At 42.2% G+C, this 20,853-nt stretch carries 24 protein-coding genes; 22 read left to right on the top strand and 2 right to left on the bottom strand.

The window, feature by feature from the left end:
• Positions 1-248 precede the first annotated feature (248 nt).
• The 20 genes from SUN_RS13100 (at position 249) to SUN_RS07850 (ending at position 17,503) form a co-directional block, all read left to right on the top strand.
• Positions 249-1,196, top strand: coding sequence for a glycosyltransferase family 2 protein (locus tag SUN_RS13100; RefSeq protein WP_012083289.1), 948 nt, complete (start codon positions 249-251; stop codon positions 1,194-1,196).
• Entirely contained in the window at positions 1,196-2,668 is a 1,473-nt protein-coding gene (locus SUN_RS07940) for an MBOAT family O-acyltransferase (RefSeq protein ID WP_012083288.1), read from the top strand. The genes SUN_RS13100 and SUN_RS07940 overlap by 1 nt, the downstream gene beginning before the upstream one ends.
• An 8-nt stretch (positions 2,669-2,676) precedes the next feature.
• Positions 2,677-3,651 (top strand): hypothetical protein, encoded by a 975-nt coding sequence (locus SUN_RS07935; RefSeq protein WP_012083287.1) that lies wholly within the window; start codon positions 2,677-2,679, stop codon positions 3,649-3,651.
• 65 nt (positions 3,652-3,716) lie between these two features.
• Positions 3,717-4,589, top strand: a complete 873-nt coding sequence (locus SUN_RS07930; protein WP_012083286.1) for a sulfotransferase family protein — start codon at positions 3,717-3,719, stop codon at positions 4,587-4,589.
• Between the two features lie 146 nt (positions 4,590-4,735).
• Positions 4,736-5,821 (top strand): glycosyltransferase family 4 protein, encoded by a 1,086-nt coding sequence (locus SUN_RS07925; RefSeq protein WP_012083285.1) that lies wholly within the window; start codon positions 4,736-4,738, stop codon positions 5,819-5,821.
• The gene (locus tag SUN_RS07920) at positions 5,818-6,522 is read left to right on the top strand and encodes a sugar nucleotide-binding protein (RefSeq protein WP_012083284.1); all 705 of its coding nucleotides are present in this window, start codon (positions 5,818-5,820) and stop codon (positions 6,520-6,522) included. The genes SUN_RS07925 and SUN_RS07920 overlap by 4 nt, the downstream gene beginning before the upstream one ends.
• Positions 6,506-7,765 carry a glycosyltransferase gene (locus SUN_RS07915; RefSeq protein ID WP_012083283.1) on the top strand — a complete coding sequence of 420 codons (1,260 nt, stop codon included), beginning with the start codon at positions 6,506-6,508 and terminating at the stop codon, positions 7,763-7,765. Before SUN_RS07920 ends, SUN_RS07915 begins: the two co-directional genes overlap by 17 nt.
• Before the next feature lie 104 nt (positions 7,766-7,869).
• Positions 7,870-8,187, top strand: a complete 318-nt coding sequence (locus tag SUN_RS07910; RefSeq protein ID WP_012083282.1) for a BrnT family toxin — start codon at positions 7,870-7,872, stop codon at positions 8,185-8,187.
• Positions 8,162-8,425 carry a BrnA antitoxin family protein gene (locus SUN_RS07905; protein WP_012083281.1) on the top strand — a complete coding sequence of 88 codons (264 nt, stop codon included), beginning with the start codon at positions 8,162-8,164 and terminating at the stop codon, positions 8,423-8,425. The genes SUN_RS07910 and SUN_RS07905 overlap by 26 nt, the downstream gene beginning before the upstream one ends.
• Before the next feature lie 27 nt (positions 8,426-8,452).
• On the top strand, positions 8,453-9,439 hold the full coding sequence (locus SUN_RS07900; RefSeq protein WP_012083280.1) for a polysaccharide deacetylase family protein: 987 nt from the start codon (positions 8,453-8,455) through the stop codon (positions 9,437-9,439).
• Positions 9,432-10,202 (top strand): formyl transferase, encoded by a 771-nt coding sequence (locus tag SUN_RS07895; RefSeq protein ID WP_012083279.1) that lies wholly within the window; start codon positions 9,432-9,434, stop codon positions 10,200-10,202. Before SUN_RS07900 ends, SUN_RS07895 begins: the two co-directional genes overlap by 8 nt.
• Positions 10,203-11,252, top strand: coding sequence for an EpsG family protein (locus tag SUN_RS07890; protein ID WP_012083278.1), 1,050 nt, complete (start codon positions 10,203-10,205; stop codon positions 11,250-11,252).
• A gap of 6 nt (positions 11,253-11,258) precedes the next feature.
• Positions 11,259-11,864, top strand: a complete 606-nt coding sequence (locus SUN_RS13095) for a YdcF family protein (RefSeq protein WP_012083277.1) — start codon at positions 11,259-11,261, stop codon at positions 11,862-11,864.
• Between the two features lie 96 nt (positions 11,865-11,960).
• A complete protein-coding gene (locus SUN_RS07880; RefSeq protein WP_012083276.1) occupies positions 11,961-12,830 on the top strand; it encodes a decaprenyl-phosphate phosphoribosyltransferase in 870 nt (289 codons plus the stop codon).
• Positions 12,830-13,237 (top strand): GtrA family protein, encoded by a 408-nt coding sequence (locus SUN_RS07875; protein ID WP_012083275.1) that lies wholly within the window; start codon positions 12,830-12,832, stop codon positions 13,235-13,237. The genes SUN_RS07880 and SUN_RS07875 overlap by 1 nt, the downstream gene beginning before the upstream one ends.
• Positions 13,234-14,535 carry an FAD-binding oxidoreductase gene (locus tag SUN_RS07870; protein ID WP_012083274.1) on the top strand — a complete coding sequence of 434 codons (1,302 nt, stop codon included), beginning with the start codon at positions 13,234-13,236 and terminating at the stop codon, positions 14,533-14,535. The genes SUN_RS07875 and SUN_RS07870 overlap by 4 nt, the downstream gene beginning before the upstream one ends.
• A gap of 78 nt (positions 14,536-14,613) precedes the next feature.
• Complete coding sequence (locus tag SUN_RS07865; RefSeq protein WP_012083272.1) at positions 14,614-15,345, top strand: SDR family oxidoreductase; 732 nt, start codon at positions 14,614-14,616, stop codon at positions 15,343-15,345.
• Between the two features lie 46 nt (positions 15,346-15,391).
• Positions 15,392-16,012, top strand: a complete 621-nt coding sequence (locus SUN_RS07860; RefSeq protein ID WP_012083271.1) for an HAD family hydrolase — start codon at positions 15,392-15,394, stop codon at positions 16,010-16,012.
• 64 nt (positions 16,013-16,076) lie between these two features.
• Positions 16,077-16,331 carry a hypothetical protein gene (locus tag SUN_RS07855; protein WP_012083270.1) on the top strand — a complete coding sequence of 85 codons (255 nt, stop codon included), beginning with the start codon at positions 16,077-16,079 and terminating at the stop codon, positions 16,329-16,331.
• Positions 16,328-17,503 (top strand): glycosyltransferase family 4 protein, encoded by a 1,176-nt coding sequence (locus SUN_RS07850; RefSeq protein ID WP_012083269.1) that lies wholly within the window; start codon positions 16,328-16,330, stop codon positions 17,501-17,503. Before SUN_RS07855 ends, SUN_RS07850 begins: the two co-directional genes overlap by 4 nt.
• On the opposite strand, the gene SUN_RS07845 is transcribed toward SUN_RS07850, so the two are convergent.
• Both SUN_RS07845 and SUN_RS07840 read right to left on the bottom strand, forming a co-directional pair.
• The gene (locus tag SUN_RS07845; RefSeq protein WP_012083268.1) at positions 17,504-18,775 is read right to left on the bottom strand and encodes a nucleotidyltransferase domain-containing protein; all 1,272 of its coding nucleotides are present in this window, start codon (positions 18,773-18,775) and stop codon (positions 17,504-17,506) included.
• Positions 18,776-18,967: 192 nt separating this feature from the next.
• A complete protein-coding gene (locus tag SUN_RS07840; protein ID WP_012083267.1) occupies positions 18,968-19,519 on the bottom strand; it encodes a YSC84-related protein in 552 nt (183 codons plus the stop codon).
• 72 nt (positions 19,520-19,591) lie between these two features.
• Here SUN_RS07840 and SUN_RS07835 point away from each other — a divergent pair, with 72 nt between their 5' ends.
• Both SUN_RS07835 and SUN_RS07830 read left to right on the top strand, forming a co-directional pair.
• Positions 19,592-19,882, top strand: a complete 291-nt coding sequence (locus tag SUN_RS07835) for a hypothetical protein (RefSeq protein ID WP_012083266.1) — start codon at positions 19,592-19,594, stop codon at positions 19,880-19,882.
• Entirely contained in the window at positions 19,879-20,802 is a 924-nt protein-coding gene (locus SUN_RS07830) for a histone deacetylase family protein (protein WP_012083265.1), read from the top strand. The genes SUN_RS07835 and SUN_RS07830 overlap by 4 nt, the downstream gene beginning before the upstream one ends.
• Positions 20,803-20,853: the final 51 nt, after the last annotated feature.

Raw genomic sequence — 20,853 nt, 5'->3', positions numbered from 1 at the left:
AAATTATACCTGAAATAGTCAGTATTTCTCATACCCAAGACTAATCAAGTTTAAGATCATCTATAAGAACTTATATAATCTGAAAAATTTCCCTGTTGCTTGCAGCAGGGTAGTTCATTACTTAAATTCTTTATTAAGCTAATTTTAACTGAACTTGATTAAAGTTTTAGTAAAATCTTTTACTCCTATCCTGCGCAATCCAATTCTAAGGATGACAACACACACTAAAAAGAGATAAAGGACCAATTTTGCACAAAACACCTCTCGTTACAGTGATCATTCCCCTTTACAACAAAGAAAAATGGGTGAAGCGCGCGATAGATTCAGTGCAGGAACAGACATATGAAAATCTGGAGATTTTGGTTGTCAATGATGGTTCGACGGACAGAAGTGTTGAGGTAGTGCAGAGCATCAAAGATGAACGCATACAGGTCTTAGAGAAAGTAAACGGCGGTGTCTCATCCGCAAGGAACAGGGGCATAGAAGAGGCCAAAGGCGGGTTTATTGCTTTTCTTGATGCCGATGATGTCTGGTTCCAGAAACATATCGAAGTTCTGGTAGAAGGGGTTGCCCGTTATCCTGACGCAGCTATACTTGCCAACAGGTTGGTGTACTGTTTTGAAGGTGCTGAAAAAGAAGTAGGTGAACACGTTCACACCTCAGTAAACTATGACTCATTTGACTTCATCGCCGCACTGGGAAAAGGAAATTTCCCCATTCACATAGGTAGCACACTGGTTAGGACTTCTTTTTTGCAAGAAAAGCATCTTCTATTCAATGAAAGTATGAGGCTTGCTGAAGATGTCAACTTTACACTGCGTGCAAGCAGATACGGTATGGTCATACTCTCCGACTATACGGGGCTGGTCTATTATCAAGACGATGTACAGAGTGCCATGAAGCAGAAAGCAAAAACCGCTGCTTTGGTTCCGCTCTATTTTGACGGAATGCAGGATGAAAGCTGGTCAGAGAGTGAGAAAAAACAGATACGAAGATTTTTGTTCCGGGAGTATATGAAAAAAGCTTATCAGAACCGTGGGCTGCCTTTCCGCAATGAAGAATTGTCTACGGAACTGGGGGGAAGCGGTATCAACATAGGAAAATGGTCTGTTGTACCGTATTTTCTGCTGAGATATGCACCGGAAGCTTTGTTCGTGTTGTATCGTAAAGTGAAAAAAGTGAGGGACCTGCGCTAATGCTCTTCAACAGCTACGAGTTCATCTTTGCCTTTTTGCCGTTCACCTTTTTCGTTTATTTCTACCTGAACCAAAAAAGGTTGACAGAAGCAGCAAAAGCCTTTTTGGTCTTTGCATCGCTGTTTTTTTACAGCTGGTGGAATATCGCCTACCTTCCCATTATCCTGGTATCGATGCTCTTTAACTATGTCGTGGGAGTATCACTTTCCAAAAAAAATGAACACAGCAAAGTGGGTAAAAGAAACCTGCTTATCTTCGGTATAGCAGCCAATGTTGCCCTGCTGGGGTATTTCAAATATGCCGATTTCTTTATAGAGAATGTGAACTATGTTGCGGGAAGCCATTTGTCGCTGCTGCACCTTGCACTGCCTCTGGGGATTTCCTTCTTTACCTTCCAGCAGATCGCCTACCTGGTAGACAGTTCCAGAGGAGAGACAAAAGAGTATGATTTTCTCAACTATGCCAACTTCGTGACTTTCTTTCCCCAGCTTATCGCAGGCCCCATCGTACACCACGCAGAGATGATGCCGCAGTTTGCAGCCAAACGAAACAAGGTTAGGCACTATAGCAATATCGCCAAAGGGCTTTTCATCTTTTCCATAGGCCTGTTCAAAAAAGTGGTCATTGCTGACACCTTTGCCCAATGGGCCAACAGCGGCTTCGATGTAGCGACAAGCCTGAACTTCTTTGAGGCCTGGGCAACCTCGCTTTCCTATACCTTTCAGCTCTACTTTGACTTCAGCGGATATACCGATATGGCCATAGGAGCAGCACTGCTCTTTAACATCAAGATACCCATCAACTTCAACTCTCCCTACAAAGCGGTCAGCATACAGGATTTCTGGAGAAGGTGGCATATTACCCTGAGCCGTTTTCTCAGAGACTACATTTATATACCTCTTGGCGGTAACCGCAGAGGAAAGTACAGGACTTACTACAACCTGATGGTCACCTTTCTCATAGGCGGGATCTGGCATGGGGCAGGATGGACATTTCTGTTCTGGGGGTTCCTGCACGGGATCGCACTGGTCATACAGAAGGCCTGGGATGCTCTTGGCTTCAAACTCCATACGCTGCTTGCATGGTTCATCACCTTTAACTTTGTCAACATTGCCTGGGTATTCTTCCGGGCGAAGGAGTGGAATGATGCGCTGAAAGTGCTTTTAGGGATGGCAGGAGCCAACGGAATGACACTGCCCGGATTTTTGCGTACGAAACTCTCTTTTCTTGCCGAGCATCATGTGTCATTCGGACGATGGATGATGCATGTCGCCTACCCTGGTGACGGAGGGAAACTGACGGTTTTATGGCTCCTTGCAGGGTTTGTACTTGTTTTTGCCTGTAAAAACTCCACAGAACTGCTGGAACGTTTTCATTTCAGAAAACGGGAACTGCTTTTTATGCTCATTATTTTTTACATTGCCATTCTGTCGCTTACCAAACAGTCTGATTTTCTGTATTTTAACTTTTAGAGGTCTTTATGAACGCAAAAAAATTTACTTTGACTTTTCTTCTCCTTTTTATCGTCTCCTATGCGTTGCTGTATCTTCTGTATGTTATGGTCAATCCGGAACAGATTTACAATGGAAGTATTACGGAAAAGAAGTTCTTTTATACTAAAGCATACTCACGGAAGCAGTATGAAGCACTTAAAAAGAAAAAGTATGTACTTGTCTTCGGCACCTCCCAGATACACCGCATCTCTTCAAAAATGCTGGGGAAAGACTTGCTCAATATGCACAATATTTACGGTGTTCCTGTAGATATAAATAATTTTTTAGATCAGTTGGATACCAAACAAATTTCCCATATAGAAGAGATATTTTACTTAATAGATCTAAGCGCACGTACTACGAGTGCAGACAAAAAAATAATAGACTATAAAAATCCAAGTTATGATTTTCATCCATTAAATATGGAAAAACTAAAAAGACTTTGGATAGATATAAATAATAATTCAACTTCTTATCAAGCTTTTTTAAATATAGATGGAAGTGTAGAACATGTTAACCCAAAAGAACATGTAAAAATGCTCCCCCATGAGTATTTTACTCATGGCCTAAAATATAATAATAATCTAATAAAAGGTATATTGCGAGTAAATCAATTTGCAGAAGAACATCATATTAAAATTACGTTCTTTACTCCCGTAATGAGTGAAACCCATTTCAAGACATTGGATCTTGCTACACTAAAACCGTTTTTCTCTAAATTACTTGATGGAGGCATTCAAAGTATTGGACTTTATTATTTTATTCCGGGGTTGAGTGATCTTAAAAACAAACACGGGGAACCAATTTCTTTTATGGATGAAAATCACCTTAATCAGTATTATGTCGATATATGGTTCAAGCGATATGTATTGACTGATAACAATACCTATACTGTACATAACCAAAAAGAACTTGAAACATATATTGGAAAGATGTTGAAAAAGCAAGAAATATTGAAATAACTTTTCAGTATAGAGATTAAGTAAAAAAGATATAATCAGATTGAATAATATATGGGGTAAATCGTATGATAACACAGAAGCCAATTTTTATTTTTGGTACAGGACGAAGTGGTACGACTGTATTTCACGAAATGTTGTGCGAACACCCAAATCTGGCATGGACGTCACATTTTTGTAACTTCTTCCCAGCTAAACCTGTGGTGAACAGAGCTTTGATGCATGCTATCGATATACCATGGCTTGGAAAAGTGTTGAAAAAAAAGATCGTTCCTGTGGAAACTTATAGATTTTGGGATCACTACTTTCCCGGTTTTAGTCTGCCTTGTCGCGACCTTGTCGCTTCAGATGCCAGTGTACGTATAAAAAAAAGATTGAATGCGCCTATGTCGAAACTTACGACGCAAAAACGTGACCGTATCGCTCACAAGATCACCGGATGGCCAAGAATAGGGTTTTTGAATGAAGTCTTCCCTGATGCAAAGTTCATTCATGTAGTCAGAGATGGACGGGCTGTAGCCAATTCTATGCTGAATGTAGATTTTTGGGATGGTTGGGAAGGTCCGGCCAAATGGATCTACGGATCTTTACCCAAGCAGTATGAAAAGGAGTGGAACAGCTATAATCAGTCATTTGTCGTTTTGGCGGCACTGCAATGGAAAATGCTGATGGATGCAGCCGCTGAAGCACTCAAGCAGATAGATCCGTCACGTGTATTGGAAATAAGATATGAAGATATGTGTCCTGACCCCATACCAACTTTTAAAAAAGTTGCCGAATTCTGTGACATACCATGGGATGAGAAGTTTGAAGGAAAGCTTAAAAACTATACTATGCGAAATACAAATGACAAGTATAAAAAAGATTTGACCCTTCAACAGCAAGATATGCTCAATGCAGTACTGCATGAATATCTGCATGAACTTGGATATTCTGTGTAATATATTATTCAGTAAAATTGTTCAATAATGGAGAAAGATTTGAACACTTTTCAATATATTTCTTAATAATACAATGCAGAAAAATAGGGTGACGTACAGGTATATGAAACTTAAAGGATAGGATTTTATGAAAAAGGGGTTTATTGATGACTAAAGTATTGATATATTCTCCCACACATACCAATGTTTGGGGTGGAGGGCAAATCTACATCGAGCAGTTGTGTCGATATATGAATGAAAAGGGAGTTGAGACATATATTTTAAGTTCTAATCCTGATAGTTTTAATGTGCCTACATTGCCTATGCCTATTGCACATCCAAAGTGGCGGCGTTTCACGTCGGCTTTTGGTTTGGCAAAACATTATAAAGGAGAAGGTTTTAATACTATAATTCTTAATGACCTTGCTTCTTTGTGGTTGGCTCCAATCTTCAAACTATACGGGTATCGTGTTATCTCTTTACTGCTTAACTATCTGCAAAGACGGAGTGAAAATCCACTTGGCCATTCAGAAGTAGAGTATAGGCTGCTTAAATGGAGTGCATACTTTTGTGATAATATGTTTAGTGTCGATAAGAATAATCAAAAAATTTTTGGTAAAGATAGAGTCGTATTTGTAGGAAATTATGTGCCGGATTGGTTTTGGGATATTCCTGAAAAAGTCAATACCAAAGACAAGTATGATTTTCTTCTGCTTGCGAGATTTGCAAAACAGAAGAACATTCCTCTTTTTCTGGAAATATTACACAATTCACATAAATTGGGAAAAAAATACAGTGCATTGATAGTGGGAGATGGCCCTGAGCGTGAAAACATCCTGGATATGATTGAAAAGTATGGCCTGAAGGATTCGATCACAATTGAAGGGTGGGTCAGCCGTGAAGAATTGCCAAATGTTTATGACCGTGGTAAATGTTTTGTGATCAGTAGTTTGCATGAGGGGTTTGCGACTACCCTGCTGGAGTCTCATGCCAGGGGACTTCCTGCTATTGTTACGAAATCATCCGGATTTTGTGGTGAGTTTGTTGAGGGATATGGTGCAAGTACGGGTTTTGTCTTTGAGCCTGATGATTTGAAGAGGGATTCATTTTATAATAAAGTCTCCAAACTTATAGCAGAGTACGAATCTTACGGAGAAAAATGCAGGAAGAAAGCAAAAGTTTTTACAGAAGAGAATGTGTTGGGAGAAATTTTAAATACGGTAAATGATATTGATAGGGCAGACGTTAGATGATAGTGGGAAATGGTCAAATAGCATCAGCTTTAAAGGAGTGCGACAGGGACGACGTGGTGTACTTCGCCAGTGGTGTGTCAGACTCGACCTGCAAGGATGAACGGGCGTTTGATAAAGAAAAAGAGTTACTGGTAAAGATGTTGTCAAACCATAAAGATAAAACTTTCATATATTTCAGTTCGTGTGTGATCACAGTGCCAGAATATCCAAAAAATGTCTATTATAGACACAAGATACAAATGGAAGAGATTATTAAAAACAATACTGAAAATTATTATATTTTCAGGCTTCCGCAGCTGTTTGGTAAATTAAAAAAACACAAAACGTTGATAAATTTCATTTACTTTTCTATCATTGAAAACAAATCTTTTGAAATATACAAAAATGCATATCGTTATGTACTTGAAATTGATGATCTTCGCTCTTTTGTAAAATATTATATACAATTGGGTCACTCTGGAGATACCGTTGACCTGGCTAATGATTATAGATATAGTGTAGAAGAAATTGTAAAAGTTTTTGAAAAGCTCCTGGGTAAGAAAGCAAAATATAAATTAGTGGAAAAAACAGATGGTTATGTATTGGATCTAAAGAGCATGAAAGGCTTTATTCAGCAACATAATTTAAAATTGGATTTTGGAAAAAGCTATCTCATGGAAAAGTTAAAAATACATTTGGATAACTATGAACCGCAAATGTAAAAAAATCGCATTGATCACCCCTTCACTGGCTAAAGGCGGATTGGAAAGGGTTGTTGTCGAAACGGCACAGGGGCTGGAGAAGTGGTATGATGTCACGGTCATCGTGATGGATACGTTTCGTACTGATTACCCCTATGCAGGCAGATGTCTGGACCTTGAGATCTCCTGGGAGGACCGGCGGATCGCGGTGCGTTTTTACAATTTTCTGAAATCGATCGTTAGTTTGCGAAAATTGCAGAAAAAAGAGCAGTTCGATCTGATGATAGCACACGGGGAGTTGACGAGCTTCCCTGCCATTTTGAGCGCTATGTCTGCCTGCGTACCGGTAGTGCATGAGAACCGTCTGAATGCGCTCAAAGACCTTCAGGGCAGAGCTACGAACTTTCTGCTGCGTCTCTTTTTCAAACGCGGTAGTGTCAAAAAAATCGTAACGGTATCTGAGGGGATAGGCAAAAGCCTTCAGTGCGGGCTGGAGATAGCCCCGTCGAAATTTAAAACGATCTACAATCCTTTCGATATGGAAACCATACGCTCTGCCGCACAAAAAATCCCTGAAGGGTATGAAGGAATCTTTATGCCTTCGGCCAAAGTGCTGATAACAGTAGGAAGACTGACACACCCTAAAGCACAATGGTACCTGTTGCGGATCTTTGCCGAGTTGAAACAGAAAGAAGAGACTGCCAGATTGCTGATACTTGGAATCGGGGAGATGAAAGAGGAGCTCCTTGAGCTATGTAGGGCACTGAACCTATCCGCCTTTGACGGAATAGAAGAACAGGTACCCGGAGATACCTATGATGTGTACTTTCTGGGATTTCAGGAAAACCCCTATGCTTTCATACGCCAGTCTGACCTGTTTGTGATGACTTCGCTCTGGGAGGGCTTTGGCAATACCATCGTTGAAGCGATGGTATCCGGGACACCGGTGATCTCGACAAGCTGCCCTTCCGGACCCAGGGAGATCATTTGCCCCGATCTTCCCGAAGAGGCGATCGTTGCTAAACCGAATGAAGAGGGTTCCGGGGTGCTGATGCCGACATTTGAGAACCGTTTTGTCGGTGAGGATGAGCCGTTAAGTAACGTGGAGAAAGTCTGGGCAGATACCATATACGAATTGCTTCACGATGAAAAGAAACGGGAAATTTTTTCCAAAAAAGGCCTTAAAAGGGCAGAAGATTTCCGCAGAGAAAGCATTGTGGGGGAATGGAAAGAGATGATTGAGTTAGTGTTGAATGTTGAGTGATGCACCCCAAGGGCACTTCTTTCGGGGCGAGTGATGAGTGTTTGGTACCTTTACTTATATACTTATTTTGTATATAATACAGATATACATAAAGGTTCTGAAAAATGTATTTTGATTGTTTAACGATAGATGATGTCATCGGATTTGAATGGGATGAAGGCAATATTTACAAAAATGAAAACAAACATGGTTTAAAGTGGCAGCTAATAGAAGAGATTTTTTTCAATGAACCTTTGCTGGTATTTGAAGATATAAGGCATTCTCAAGATGAGTGCAGGTGCTTTGCACTGGGCTTTACAGATGATAAGGTCCATCTTTTTGTAGTGTTTACAAAAAGGGAACAAAAAATAAGAGTTATCAGTGCAAGAAAGATGAATAAAAAAGAGAGGAAAATATATGAAAACTTCAAAAAAGATTCCTGAATTTCAAAATGAAGAGGAAGAAAGGCTATTTTGGGAAAAGCATGATTCTTCAGAATTCATAGACTGGGAAAATGTAAGATCTGTGCGTTTTCCAAATCTGAAAAAAAGTACGCGATCAATTTCACTTAGATTGCCGGAAGATATGCTGGAGCGGCTGAAAAGCAGAGCAAATGCCATGGATATACCGTATCAGTCCTATATTAAGATGCTTTTACAAAAAGAACTTACCGGCATATAAAGGGTATTTTTTGAGAAAAGAGATCATATGACGAAAAAACCGGGAAGCTTTACCATATCACTGGACTTTGAACTCTACTGGGGGATGCGTGATGTCGTAACACTCGATGCGTACCAGGAAAATCTGCTTGGTGTCTGGGAAGCTGTACCGCGGATGCTTGAGCTGTTTCAAGCATATGACATACATGCTACATGGGCGACCGTTGGTTTTTTGTTTCATGAAGATCTGGAAGCTTTAAAAAATAGCTTCCCGAAGGCGCTTCCTGCGTATGAAAATAAAGCTTTGTGCCCTTACGTTTACGTCGATACGATACTGTCTGATATAGAGACATCTGAACATTTTAAAAAGATGCATTTTGCCAAAAAATTGATAGATAAGATCAGGCAGATGCCCCATCAGGAAGTGGCTACCCATACCTACAGTCACTACTACACACGTGAACCGGTCATCTCACCCGAAGCATTCGAAGCTGACCTGAAAAAATCTGTTGAGGTTGCAGCAAAAGACGGAGTAGAGCTTTGCTCGCTGGTCTTTCCCCGCAACCAGGTAGACAAGGAGAGTCTTTTTTCTGCGTTGAAAAAAAACGGTATAAAAATTTACAGAGGAAACCCTGAACACTGGGCATACAGAGAAGGGGAGACGGATAAAACTTTTTTACAGAGAGTGTACCGCTTCTTTGATATTTACATGAATCTTTCGGGAGACCATGCTGCACTGCCTACAGTAGATAAAGACGGATTGGTAGAGGTTAAAAGTAGTATGTTCCTGCGTCCTTACAGCAGAAAATTTGCTATGCTGGAAAAGCTGAAGCTGCATAAGGTGAAACGTGCCATGGAAACCGCAGCAAAAAAGGGAGAGAATTTCCACCTTTGGTGGCATCCGCACAATTTCGGCGTGAACCTCTCGAAAAATATGGCAAACCTTGAAGAACTGCTGCAGCACTACAGAGCACTGAATGAAAAATACGGTATGGTTTCACTCAATATGCAGGAGTTGGGAGAAGGGTATGTCTAAAAGACTGAAAGTGATGATGCTTGCGGGGAAAGACGAGAGTTCTAACATTATGTACCATGCCCTGAAAGAGGACTTTGATGTAGTAAAAGTCATCGTCGAAGCACCGGTATCGAGAAAAAAGCTTTTGAAAAACCGTGTGAAACGGCTTGGGTACCTGAAAGTATTCGGGCAGGTGCTTTTCATACTTTTCAATAAACTGCTGACAAAGATTTCCGTTGACCGTATGGAAGAAATAAAAAAGATGTATGGTTTGAATGATGCGCCGATAGACGAAAAGAAAGCTGTTCGTGTTGAAAGCATTAACGATGTCAAAGTGATAGATCTGCTTCAAAAGTACAGTCCCAATGCAGTGATGGTCAATGGTACGCGTATCATTTCCAAAAAGATCCTTGATGCAGTGGACGTGCCGTACCTTAATACTCATGCCGGTATTACCCCGAAGTACAGAGGTGTACACGGCGGCTATTGGGCACTGGCAAACGATGATGCGGCACACTGCGGCGTAACAGTACATCTGGTCGATACGGGGGTCGATACGGGAGATGTACTTTACCAGGAGACCATAGAAGTAACTGACAAAGACAGTTTCAATACTTACCCGATGCTTCAGCTTGCCAAAGCCACTCCTCTGATGAAGCAGGTGTTGAACGATGTGGAACAGAGAACACTTAACCCGCACAAGGTGGATCTGCCTTCAAAACTCTGGTATCATCCGACGATTTGGGAATATATTTTTAATTATATGAAAATTAGAGTAAAATAAATGTTTCCCTACATTATACTTTTTACTTTTCCTGCGTTAATGGCGGTTTTTCAGCCCACATCAAAACCCTGGAAGAGTTTATTAGTCTGGATACCGACATGGATCGTTTACACACTCTACATTGGCTTGAGACATGAGGTGGGATCTGATTGGTTCAATTACCTTGCTATGTTCAATCGGGATGTGCCGTCTATGAATTACATGGATGCACTTAAGCACGGTGACCCGGCTTATTGGCTGCTTCAGGTCTGGGTCTATCAGAATGGATGGGATATTCATATAATCAATTTGGTAGCCGCTGTTCTTTTTATGACAGGCCTTGTTGTTTTCCTTCGTCGTCTGCCTAACCCCTGGCTTGGATTGGTCATTACGCTTGCCTATGTGGTACTGGGTGTTGCTATGGGGTATGTGCGGCAGGGGATCGCACTGGGTTTGACACTTTGGGCGATCACGGCACTGATAGATCGTAAGTTTATAAAATATATTATATTGATTGCACTGGCAGCCGCATTTCATAAGACTGCCGTACTGATGCTTGGTTTTGGGCTTTTTCAGGGAGGAAAAGGAAAATATTTCAAAGCCTTGGCAGCTGTAATTATGGGAGTAGGGATCTATGTTGCATTTATGTCAGGTTATGAAGAGCAATATGTAAAATCTTATATAGAGAGTGGTATGTATTCTTCGGGTGCTTATATTCGTGTGATTATGAATGCTATACCGGCATTTTTCTTTTTGTGGTTTCGCAAGAGATGGAAACAATTCTGGCCAAAAGGATACGTACTGTGGCTTCTGATGGCATTTGGCTCAGTTGCTGCGCTGTTTTTGGTACCGTTTGCAACAACAGTAGTCGACAGGATGTCACTTTATTTTGTACCCATGCAAATCGCTGTTTTTGCAAGTCTTCCTTTGTTTTTGAAAGGAAAAGTATCTCCAAAACTGACCACTTTTTTGATCGTAATTTATTATGCGCTGGTCCATTTTGTCTGGCTTGGATTTGCCAAATGGGCATATATGTGGCTGCCTTATCAGAATATCTTGTTCATGAATTGAAAAAGTATGATGAAAAAGAGAGGTATGGTTTTGCTCTTGGTACTGCTTGTATTTTTTTGTATAGTATTTGCAAATCTTGGGAAATGGCTTGACGTTACGGATAAGCCTGTTGAGTCAGACATTATCATTTGTCTGGGTGGGGGAGATTATCACAGGATCGATAAAGCCATTGCTCTTTACCGTGCAGGATACAGCATGAAGCATTTGCTTGTCTTGACAGGAGATGATGTAACACCCGTGCGAAAGAGAGCCGGATATAAAGATTTTCGTGTAAGGCTGCTTGAGAAAAAATATACTACTATACCCTATAGCCATGTTCCCGGGCTTTTATCGACACGGGAGGAAGTATTGTTTATTAAACGTTATATGCTTTCACGGGGGTATCGCAGTGCTTTGATCGTGAGTGATCCTCCTCATTTAGGACGTGTTGCTTTTTTAAGTCAGGTACTGTCTGTTTATGGAGACAGTGCACTACAGTGGCATTATGTAGGAAGCGGTGTCAAGTGGTGGGACAGGGAACATTACTACAGAAATGAAACGGCAAGGCACTATGCGTTGACCGAACTGTTGAAGATACCCTACAATCTGTATAAGCTCTGTTGTGACAATTAGTCAAGCGTGAGTAAAATAATAGCTATTTAGTGTGATGGCATAGTATTTTTGGTATAATTTATTTTTTATGTAAGAGGATTTTAAGGGGCTGTTTAAATGAAATTGATCGATATAATAAAACTCATACGCCCCCACCAGTACGTCAAAAACCTCTTCATCTTTCTCCCGCTTTTTTTCGCCATGAAGATCACCGAGCCGGCGTTACTCTTCAATACTATCATCGCCTTCATCGCTTTTTCCCTGACCGCCAGTGCTGTGTATGTACTCAATGACTATCATGATATCGAAGAGGACAGGCAACACCCCAGGAAGAAAGAGCGCCCACTTGCATCCGGAGCGATCAGCAGGTCCCAGGCGGTGATGATCATGTCCGTACTCTTTGTATCGGGCTTTTTAATGATGGCACTGCTCTCGCTTAAGGCCGCTGCCATTCTTGCAGCGTATGTCGTTATGAACATTGCCTACAGTTTTTCCCTTAAGCACATTTCCATTGTCGACGTGAACATCATTGCCATCGGTTTTGTGCTGCGTATTTTTGTAGGGTCGACAGTTACTGGTATTGCGCTTTCCAAATGGATCGTGATCATGACCTTCTTGCTGGCACTTTTCATGGCACTGGCAAAAAGAAGGGATGATGTGCTCATCTATCTGGATACAGGCAAGAAGATGCGTAAAGTGATAGACGGATACAACCTTCAGTTCCTCGATACGGCTATGGCGATCATGGCGTCAGTGGTCATCGTCGCCTATACGATCTATACGACTTCCCCTGAAGTGGTCGCAAGATTTCACAGTGACTATCTTTACCTGACAGCCTTTTTTGTTATACTGGGAGTGATGCGCTACCTGAAGATCGCTCTGGTTCTCAAAGACAGTGGTTCCCCTACAAAAATCGTCATCAAGGACCGGTTTATGCAGTTGATCCTGTTGGGGTGGATCGGTACCTTTGCCTGGATACTCTACTGATGCTGGCTATTAAATACAGTATCTTCGCCGCCATCTCCACACTGGTCAACCTTTTCTTCCAGTGGCTGAGCTTTTTGGCTTACAGCGGTTTCGGTTCACTCTATGTGGCGATGTTTGTCGGAACCCTGGCAGGACTGGTCTCCAAATACATCCTTGACAAGAAATGGATTTTCTACCACACCCCCAAAGATAAAAAAGACGATGCGAAGAAGTTCATCCTCTACTCTTTCATGGGAGTGTTTACGACCATTATCTTCTGGGGAACGGAGATGGCGTTCTATTACCTCGTTCCCAACCCCAATGCCAAATACGTCGGTGCCATTATCGGACTGACTATCGGCTACATTATTAAGTACTTCCTTGACAAGAAGTATGTATTCATACACAAAGAAGAGGTAAACATATGAAACCCTGTACCGCCTGGGGCATGTACCCACAGATAGAGTGCCGACACTTCAAGTTCGATAAAGAGCAAACCCTCAGAAAAATCATCATTGAGCAGAATTGCATTATCCCTTATGGCAATGGTAGAAGTTACGGTGACAGTGCTTTGAGCGAGAATATCATCGATGTCAGACAGAAGGACTACTTCATAAACTTCGATGAAAAAACAGGCCTGCTGCATGTACAGGCCGGTGTATTGCTCTCGGAGATCCTCGAACACTTTGTCCCAAGAGGCTGGTTTCTCAAAGTTACCCCTGGCACCAAGCTCATCACTGTAGGTGGCGCTATCGCCAGTGACGTACACGGGAAGAACCATCATGTAGAGGGGTGTTTCTCCAAGTGTGTCAAAGAGTTCACCATTATGCTTGCAGACGGAGAGGTCGTCACCTGCACCAAAGAACAAACACCTGATCTGTGGAAAGCGACCTGTGGAGGTCAGGGGCTTACGGGTATCATCCTCGAAACAAAGCTTACCCTCAAGCGTATCAATTCCCAATATATCAACCAAACCACTATCAAGACCAGAAACCTCAAAGAGACCTTCGAAGCCTTCGAGGAGTACAGCCACATGCCGTACTCTGTCGCCTGGATAGACTGTCTTGCCAAAGGGGATGAAGTAGGTAAATGTCTGCTGATGGTCGGAGATTTCAGAGATGACGGCAAACTGGACTACAGACTCAAACCCCAAAAGAGCATCCCTTTCAACTTTCCAAGTTTCGCACTTAATAATCTAAGTGTCAGAGCCTTCAACTGGCTCTACTATGGTAAAGTCAAAGAAAAAATCTCCATACAGACAGTGGACATAGATACTTTTTTCTACCCTCTCGATGCCATAGGACACTGGAACCGTATCTACGGTAACAACGGCTTTACCCAGTATCAGTTCATTTTACCAAAAGAGACGAGCTATGAAGGTCTTGAAGAGATACTGACAGCCATCTCAAACTCGGGGAAAGGCTCCTTTCTTGCTGTACTCAAACTCTACGGAAAAGCCAACGAAAACTGGCTCTCTTTCCCTATGGAGGGTTACAGTCTTGCTTTGGACTTTAAAATAGAAAAGGGACTCTTTGAACTGCTCGATCATCTCGACGAGATTGTACTCAAATACAAAGGCCGGATCTATCTCACAAAAGATGCAAGGGTCTCCAAAGATACCTTCGAGCAGGGCTATGCCGACATAGAAAAGTTCAGGCAGTTTAGAAAAGAGAATGGGATGGTCAGTAAGTTCCAGTCGTTACAATCAAAAAGAGTAGAAATATAAAAATAATGTTGAGTTTTGCACCTAAAGGCATTTCCGTTGGGCAATGTTTAATGTTGAATGAAAGAGGGAGAATATAATATGAGTTATGTATTGATAGTGGGTGCTAAGAGTGATATTGCCAGAGCATGTGCGAGGGAGTATGCAAAGAATGGGTATGACCTGTATCTTGCTGCAAGAGATGTGGAAAAGCTGACAGATTTCGCACAAGATGTCGTTACCAGAACGCAAAGAGATGTAAATCTTGTAGAGTTGGATATTTTGGATTACAAAAGCCATCAGGCTTTTTATGAGAACCTTGAAGAAAAGCCTCTTGGTGTCATCTCGGCTGTAGGCTACCTTGGAGACCAGCAGAAGGCTCAGAGTGATTTCACTGAAGCAAAGAAGATCGTCGACACCAACTATACAGGTGTTGTAAGTCTGTTTAATATTATTGCTGATGACTTTGAAAAGAGAAGAAGCGGGTTCATGGTAGGTATCTCGTCCGTTGCCGGCGATCGTGGACGTAAGAGTAACTACATCTACGGCTCCGCCAAAGCAGCGCTTACTGCTTACCTTTCGGGGTTAAGAAACAGACTTTATGAGACTCAGGTGCAGGTGCTTACCGTCAAGCCCGGATTTGTGGCGACGAAGATGACGGAAGAGTTGGACCTGCCTGAAAAGTTGACGGCTCAACCAGAGGAAGTGGCACAGGATATCTTCAGTGCACAGCAAAAAGGTAAGAATATACTTTATACGAAGTGGATATGGAAATACATTATGATGATTATCAAAGCTATTCCAGAGTGGAAATTTAAGGGGATGAGTATTTGAACTTAAAAACTAAAAAAGTTTTTTTTATCTAAAAAGTTAATGAAAGTTGCAACTGCATGGAAGGAAGAATAGTATTCAAATAGCATTTTTTGATTTTGATGGTACCATTACCACCGACGACAGTCTCATTAAATTCATCCAGTTTGCCGTAGGCAAGCCGGCTTATTACATGGGATTGCTGAAACTAAGCCCAATGCTGACGGCATATACACTAAAACTCATTCCAAACTATATAGCCAAAGAGAAGTTGTTAGGGTGTTTCTTCAAAGGATGGGATGTCGAACGGTTTTCCAGACTTGCCGAAGCGTATTCGTTGGAACAAATCGATTCCATTATTCGCAGGCAGGCCATGGAAAAGGTCAGATGGCACCAGGAAAAGGGACACAGGGTTGTGATCGTGTCGGCATCGATGGCCTGCTGGCTTGAAGCATGGTGTCACAAACAGGACATTACACTTGTTTCAACGCAGCTGGAAATGAAAGATGGAAAGCTTACGGGGAAATTTGCGACAAAAAACTGTCATGGAGAGGAAAAAGTTCGACGAATAAAAGAGATCTATGATCTTGATGAATATGACTATATCTATGCATATGGAGATAGTGGAGGGGACAAAGCCATGCTTGCACTGGCCGATGAAAGCCATTATCGGCCCTTTAGGGAAAAATAAATGCTGAAAAAAACATTATATTGCCTTTGTTTATGCACCTGAACTGCGGTCGATAAAAGATGAGGTGCGTTACCTGCATGCATTCATGAAAGAGAGAGGCTACAGAAGTGCCTTGATCGTGACCGATCCACCCCATAGCAGGCGTTTCAGTCTTTTGAACACTATTATGGGAGATAAAACCATCACTCTGCATTTTGCCGGAAGCGGTGTCAAGTGGTGGGACAGGGAACATTACTACAGGAATGAAACGGCAAGAAAATATGCTATGATTGAAGTATTGAAAATACCGTATAATTTGTACAAGGTTTACATAAAATGAATTTGGAAAGTAGTGAAAAAATGCAAAATAAAACCATAGCTATTGTAAGCAATACCTCATGGTTTGTTTACAATTTTCATCTTTCTTTGGTTAAAATGCTTCAGGAAGAAGGCTGGAGGGTTGAAGTGCTGGCACCCAGGGATGACTACTCACAAAAGCTGGAAGAAGAGGGGGTTGCGTTCCATGATGTGAAGATCAACAGCAAGGGAACGAACCCGCTTGAAGACATGAAGCTGGTTGCAGCATTCTACCGGCTCTACAAAGCACTTGAGCCTGATGTGATCCTGCACTATACCATTAAGCCTAATGTCTACGGTTCCATGGCGGCAGGCCTGCTGAAGATACCTGCGATCAGCAGTGTTACGGGACTGGGAACGATCTTTTTGAGTGACAATCTTGCTTCAAAAGCAGGGAAGATGCTTTACAAAATAGCACTGAAAGTGCCCGAAAAAGTCTTTTACCTGAACCAGGCCGACCGAGACCTTTTTGTGGATTCCGGGCTGGTCGATGCAGGTAAAGCCGAGCTGATCCCTGGTTCGGGTATCGATACGGAGAAATTCAAACTGCGTTTGTCTAAAAACAAGAGGGATACAGTACGGTTCCTTTTCATTGCAAGACTGCTTAGAGACAAAGGGATAGAGGAATTTGTAGAAGCAGCGAGACAAATTGGCATCCAGCATTCAGTACCCCAAGGGCAAGAGCTCAAGATTGAGTTCTGTATTTTGGGTGCCTTCTACCCCGGAAACCCTACGGCGATAACGGAAAAAGAGATGCAAGCATGGACAGAAGAAGGTGTGATAAGCTATCTTGGAACGAGTGATGATGTTCCCTCAGTCATTGCCAAAGCGGACTGCGTGGTACTACCTTCCTACAGGGAAGGGATATCGCAGGTGTTGCTTGAAGCGGCAAGTATGGTAAAACCACTTATTGCTTCGGATGTACCCGGGTGCAGGGAAGTACTTGAAGATGGTGTGAACGGTTTTTTATGCGAAGCGAAAAATGCGGATGATCTGGCAGAACAGATGATGAAAATGCTCGCGCTCTCCCAAGAAGAACGGGAATGGATGGGACAAGAGGGGAGAAAAAAGGTGCAGCAGGAGTTCGATGAAACCGTGGTAAACCGGAAATACCTTGATACAGTCGAAAAAATACTGAAATCTAAAAAGAGATAATTACTTTTTTGTGAAGTATTTTTCGACAAGGCGGTAAAGCCGAACAAGTGGGTAAAGAAAATACAGATATCGGGGGAGTCGAATATAGTTGATATCATTGAACTGTGTGGCAAAAAGAGCTTGCCAGGCAAACCGTAAACGGTCTGAAGGATGCTCTCTCATCTGCATCACGGTAAAAAAATAGCTGCGGTCGACAGTATTTTTTCCATGCTTTGCTGAGTAGGATGAAACGATCTTTTTTTTCAGGCCTGGTAGCGTGCTGTCTTTCCGGATGGCCTGTGTGATCTCTTTGGGAAGAGAAAGGCCGATGAGGTCTGATGCCAAAGAAAGTCCCAAAAGCAGCATACGAAAAACACCAAGCTCTTTGGATGTCGTGATAATATAATGCCAGTCTATCTTTTCCTGCATCCGGACAGAACGGTCGATGTCGCAGATCCACTCGATACGTTCGAACAGATGTTTGCTCCCATGCAGGCAGAGATAGATCAGCTGCTTCTCGAAAGCCATAGCTGGGATGTTGCGGTGGTTGATCTCCACTTCATCTGTACACTGCCATAACGTTGTGCTCTTCCATGCGACCGCATAGTTCTGCGAAAGAAGTTCCCAGTGGATCTCTATACGCATATTGTTTGGCCGTTTGTCAAATCCGATGGTTGTCAGCAGTGTATAATAGTAGGCAGACTCCTTTGGTGGGATTTTGACATCGGGCACATACCCTTCTGAAAGCATGCATTCCATGATCTTCGGAAGATCTTTGGGTTTGACCAGAATATCAAGATCACCGAACTGTCTGAGAGTGATATCTCCATAGGCTGACTTTGCAAGTGCCGGTCCTTTGAAGGCCAGCATGTCGATATGGTTCTTTTCAAAAAGTGTCATAATGTGGATAAGTTCTGCTGACATGAACATGTTGCGTTTGGAAATACTCATATAGCGTGCTTTCAGCTCAGAGAGAAAAGTGTTAAGCGTTAAGAGTTCAGCATTAAGAGAAGAGAGGGTTTTGTAGATTAAGGGCAGAATACCATGTTGATTGGCAAGGCTGATCAAAGTGTGCAGTGTTAAGTGTTCCGCGTTCAGGAAAGAGCGAATGGTATCGATGTCATTTTGAGATGGTTCTGTCTGGCAGCAGGCGATTAGAAAAAGCAACTCCAGGGAGAGATCGTTTTTAGCGTTGCAGACCTTCTTTGTTTTAACAATGGAGGTATCGGAACTTAGTTCCAGAAGTGTTAAAGGGTGTGTGTTGCGAAAAGAGCTGTCTGGATTATTATGCATGAGGCATTATATCGTTAAGTGTTTAATTTTGATGCCGAGGAAAAGATGAAGCATAGCCAATGTGTTCGCGAACATGCAGGGACTTGAATCATTGTGCTATATGAGCTTTTTCAGATTTTGATAGACCATAGGCAGCACACCGTACTACTTTGCCGGTGTGAACAATTGTGTAGGATCAATCAAAAGAACGGTTTAACGATTAAGCTTTGTGAACTTCGTACCTTCCAGGTTAAGATTGTACATCAAACCTTTTTCCCCAAATACAAAAGCATAGATAGGGTTCTGATAGCTGATCGTACTGATATCGGTACCTGCACCCCATTTAGCAACGGTGATCGCACCGTCCACACCGGCTTCCCAGCCATTGCTTTTCATAAATTTGTCCAGTGCATCCTGTGTAACGAAGGCTATGATGTAGGAAGCTTTTTGTGCACCAAGCTGGAATCCTACGGAGCCAGCTGCAATGCTGTAGTAACCAACACTCTTTCCGTCGACACGCAGTACGCCTTCACCGTATTTTCCTCCGACAACAAAACCGGCTTTGACAACGGAGGGGAACACAAGATAACCTTTTACTTTTGAGAGAAAGGCTTCGCCCCCTTTAACATCTTTATAAAACTGTTGGATGGCTGCATTGGCATTGGCATCTATAATTTCTTTTGGCTGATTGATGAAGTCCGCATGCAATGCAGTACCAAGAAATAACGTTAGAAGCAGTAGTGTTTTTAAGAAATTTGTTTTCATGGGTATGTCCTTATGTGATAATAGACAAATTATATCAAAATAGTGTAAACTAACCATTTAAAAGGATATATAGTGGAAAAGATGACAATGAAAGCCTATGCAGTGAAACACAAATTGAGCCTTTTCAATGTTGTCAAGCTGGTCAAAAGCGGGAAATTGAAAAGCGAAACCGTTACGGAAGAGGGAAAAGAGAAGGTCTACATCATCGCGGATGAACATGAAGTTGATACGCTGAAAGAAACAGAGACCATCGGATCTCATAAAAAAGAAGAGATTGAACTTGAAACACGTGTTTCACAACTTGAAGCAGAAGTGAAAGTGCTCCAGAAAGAGATAGAAGCCTTAAAAAAGGCTCTTTTATGAAAGTAGCCTATATTACCGACGAGATCTATTTGGAGCATGATACTGGTACCGCCCATCCTGAATCACGCTACCGTCTGGAAGCAATAGAGAAAGCAGTAGCGCCTCTGAAGAAGAGGCTGATAGATGTTTCGCCCATATCTGTCTCAGAAAAGGTACTTGAACTGGTGCATACTCCTGAACATATAGAGACTGTGCGTGAAGCAAGTCAACAAAACAGATCCATCGATTCAGATACCATCTGCAGTGAACACTCTTACGAGGCCGCGAGAAAAGCTGTAGGTGCAGGGATCGTTGCAGTGGACGGCATTAAAAAGGGAGAATTCGAACGTGCCTTCTGTGCCGTGCGTCCTCCCGGCCATCATGCCAGGCCCGAGCATGCTATGGGTTTCTGTCTCTTTAACAACATAGCTATTACTGCACGCTATGCACAGCAGCAGGGGTACAAAAAAGTGATGATTATCGATTTCGATGTGCATCACGGCAATGGAACGCAGGACACTTTTTATGATGATGACAGCGTTTTCTACTTCTCATCTCATCAGGCTTTTGCCTACCCCGGTACAGGCATGGAGAAGGAGAGAGGAGCTGGAAAAGGAGAGGGGTATACAGCAAATTTTCTCGTGATGCCCGATAGCGGTGACGAAGAACTGCTTGATATCTATGAAAATGACCTTCCCCCTTATGTCTCCGCGTTCCAGCCTGACATCATACTGGTTTCTGCCGGGTATGACCTGCATGAGAGTGATCCTCTGGCACAGCTCAATGTGACGACAGATGGGATACAAAAGATCGTACGCCTCATTTTGAAAAGTGCCGATGTGCCGTACCTCTTTTTTCTGGAAGGCGGGTATGATGTGAATGCTTTGGGGAGGAATGTCAAAGTGACGTTGGAGGAGATGTTAACTATAGATACAATCTGATCAAATTTATCCTATTTGATAAATTAAATTTATACTTATAAATTAATAAAG

This window comes from Sulfurovum sp. NBC37-1, from assembly GCF_000010345.1.
Taxonomy (GTDB): domain Bacteria; phylum Campylobacterota; class Campylobacteria; order Campylobacterales; family Sulfurovaceae; genus Sulfurovum.
Note: the sequence above shows the minus strand (reverse complement) of the source record. Positions and strands in the feature narration are given on the sequence as shown.

What these genes read in the sequence shown, in the direction of transcription:
- SUN_RS07845 (WP_012083268.1), bottom strand. Translation starts at nt 18,775, where the DNA reads ATGCATAATAATCCAGACAGCTCTTTTCGCAACACACACCCTTTAACA.
- SUN_RS07905 (WP_012083281.1), top strand. Translation starts at nt 8,162, where the DNA reads ATGAAAACTTCAAAAAAGATTCCTGAATTTCAAAATGAAGAGGAAGAA.
- SUN_RS07900 (WP_012083280.1), top strand. Translation starts at nt 8,453, where the DNA reads ATGACGAAAAAACCGGGAAGCTTTACCATATCACTGGACTTTGAACTC.
- SUN_RS07890 (WP_012083278.1), top strand. Translation starts at nt 10,203, where the DNA reads ATGTTTCCCTACATTATACTTTTTACTTTTCCTGCGTTAATGGCGGTT.
- SUN_RS07840 (WP_012083267.1), bottom strand. Translation starts at nt 19,519, where the DNA reads ATGAAAACAAATTTCTTAAAAACACTACTGCTTCTAACGTTATTTCTT.
- SUN_RS07875 (WP_012083275.1), top strand. Translation starts at nt 12,830, where the DNA reads ATGCTGGCTATTAAATACAGTATCTTCGCCGCCATCTCCACACTGGTC.
- SUN_RS07880 (WP_012083276.1), top strand. Translation starts at nt 11,961, where the DNA reads ATGAAATTGATCGATATAATAAAACTCATACGCCCCCACCAGTACGTC.
- SUN_RS07830 (WP_012083265.1), top strand. Translation starts at nt 19,879, where the DNA reads ATGAAAGTAGCCTATATTACCGACGAGATCTATTTGGAGCATGATACT.
- SUN_RS07895 (WP_012083279.1), top strand. Translation starts at nt 9,432, where the DNA reads ATGTCTAAAAGACTGAAAGTGATGATGCTTGCGGGGAAAGACGAGAGT.
- SUN_RS07865 (WP_012083272.1), top strand. Translation starts at nt 14,614, where the DNA reads ATGAGTTATGTATTGATAGTGGGTGCTAAGAGTGATATTGCCAGAGCA.
- SUN_RS07930 (WP_012083286.1), top strand. Translation starts at nt 3,717, where the DNA reads ATGATAACACAGAAGCCAATTTTTATTTTTGGTACAGGACGAAGTGGT.
- SUN_RS07915 (WP_012083283.1), top strand. Translation starts at nt 6,506, where the DNA reads ATGAACCGCAAATGTAAAAAAATCGCATTGATCACCCCTTCACTGGCT.
- SUN_RS07940 (WP_012083288.1), top strand. Translation starts at nt 1,196, where the DNA reads ATGCTCTTCAACAGCTACGAGTTCATCTTTGCCTTTTTGCCGTTCACC.
- SUN_RS07910 (WP_012083282.1), top strand. Translation starts at nt 7,870, where the DNA reads ATGTATTTTGATTGTTTAACGATAGATGATGTCATCGGATTTGAATGG.
- SUN_RS07870 (WP_012083274.1), top strand. Translation starts at nt 13,234, where the DNA reads ATGAAACCCTGTACCGCCTGGGGCATGTACCCACAGATAGAGTGCCGA.
- SUN_RS07935 (WP_012083287.1), top strand. Translation starts at nt 2,677, where the DNA reads ATGAACGCAAAAAAATTTACTTTGACTTTTCTTCTCCTTTTTATCGTC.
- SUN_RS07925 (WP_012083285.1), top strand. Translation starts at nt 4,736, where the DNA reads ATGACTAAAGTATTGATATATTCTCCCACACATACCAATGTTTGGGGT.
- SUN_RS13095 (WP_012083277.1), top strand. Translation starts at nt 11,259, where the DNA reads ATGATGAAAAAGAGAGGTATGGTTTTGCTCTTGGTACTGCTTGTATTT.
- SUN_RS07850 (WP_012083269.1), top strand. Translation starts at nt 16,328, where the DNA reads ATGAATTTGGAAAGTAGTGAAAAAATGCAAAATAAAACCATAGCTATT.
- SUN_RS07920 (WP_012083284.1), top strand. Translation starts at nt 5,818, where the DNA reads ATGATAGTGGGAAATGGTCAAATAGCATCAGCTTTAAAGGAGTGCGAC.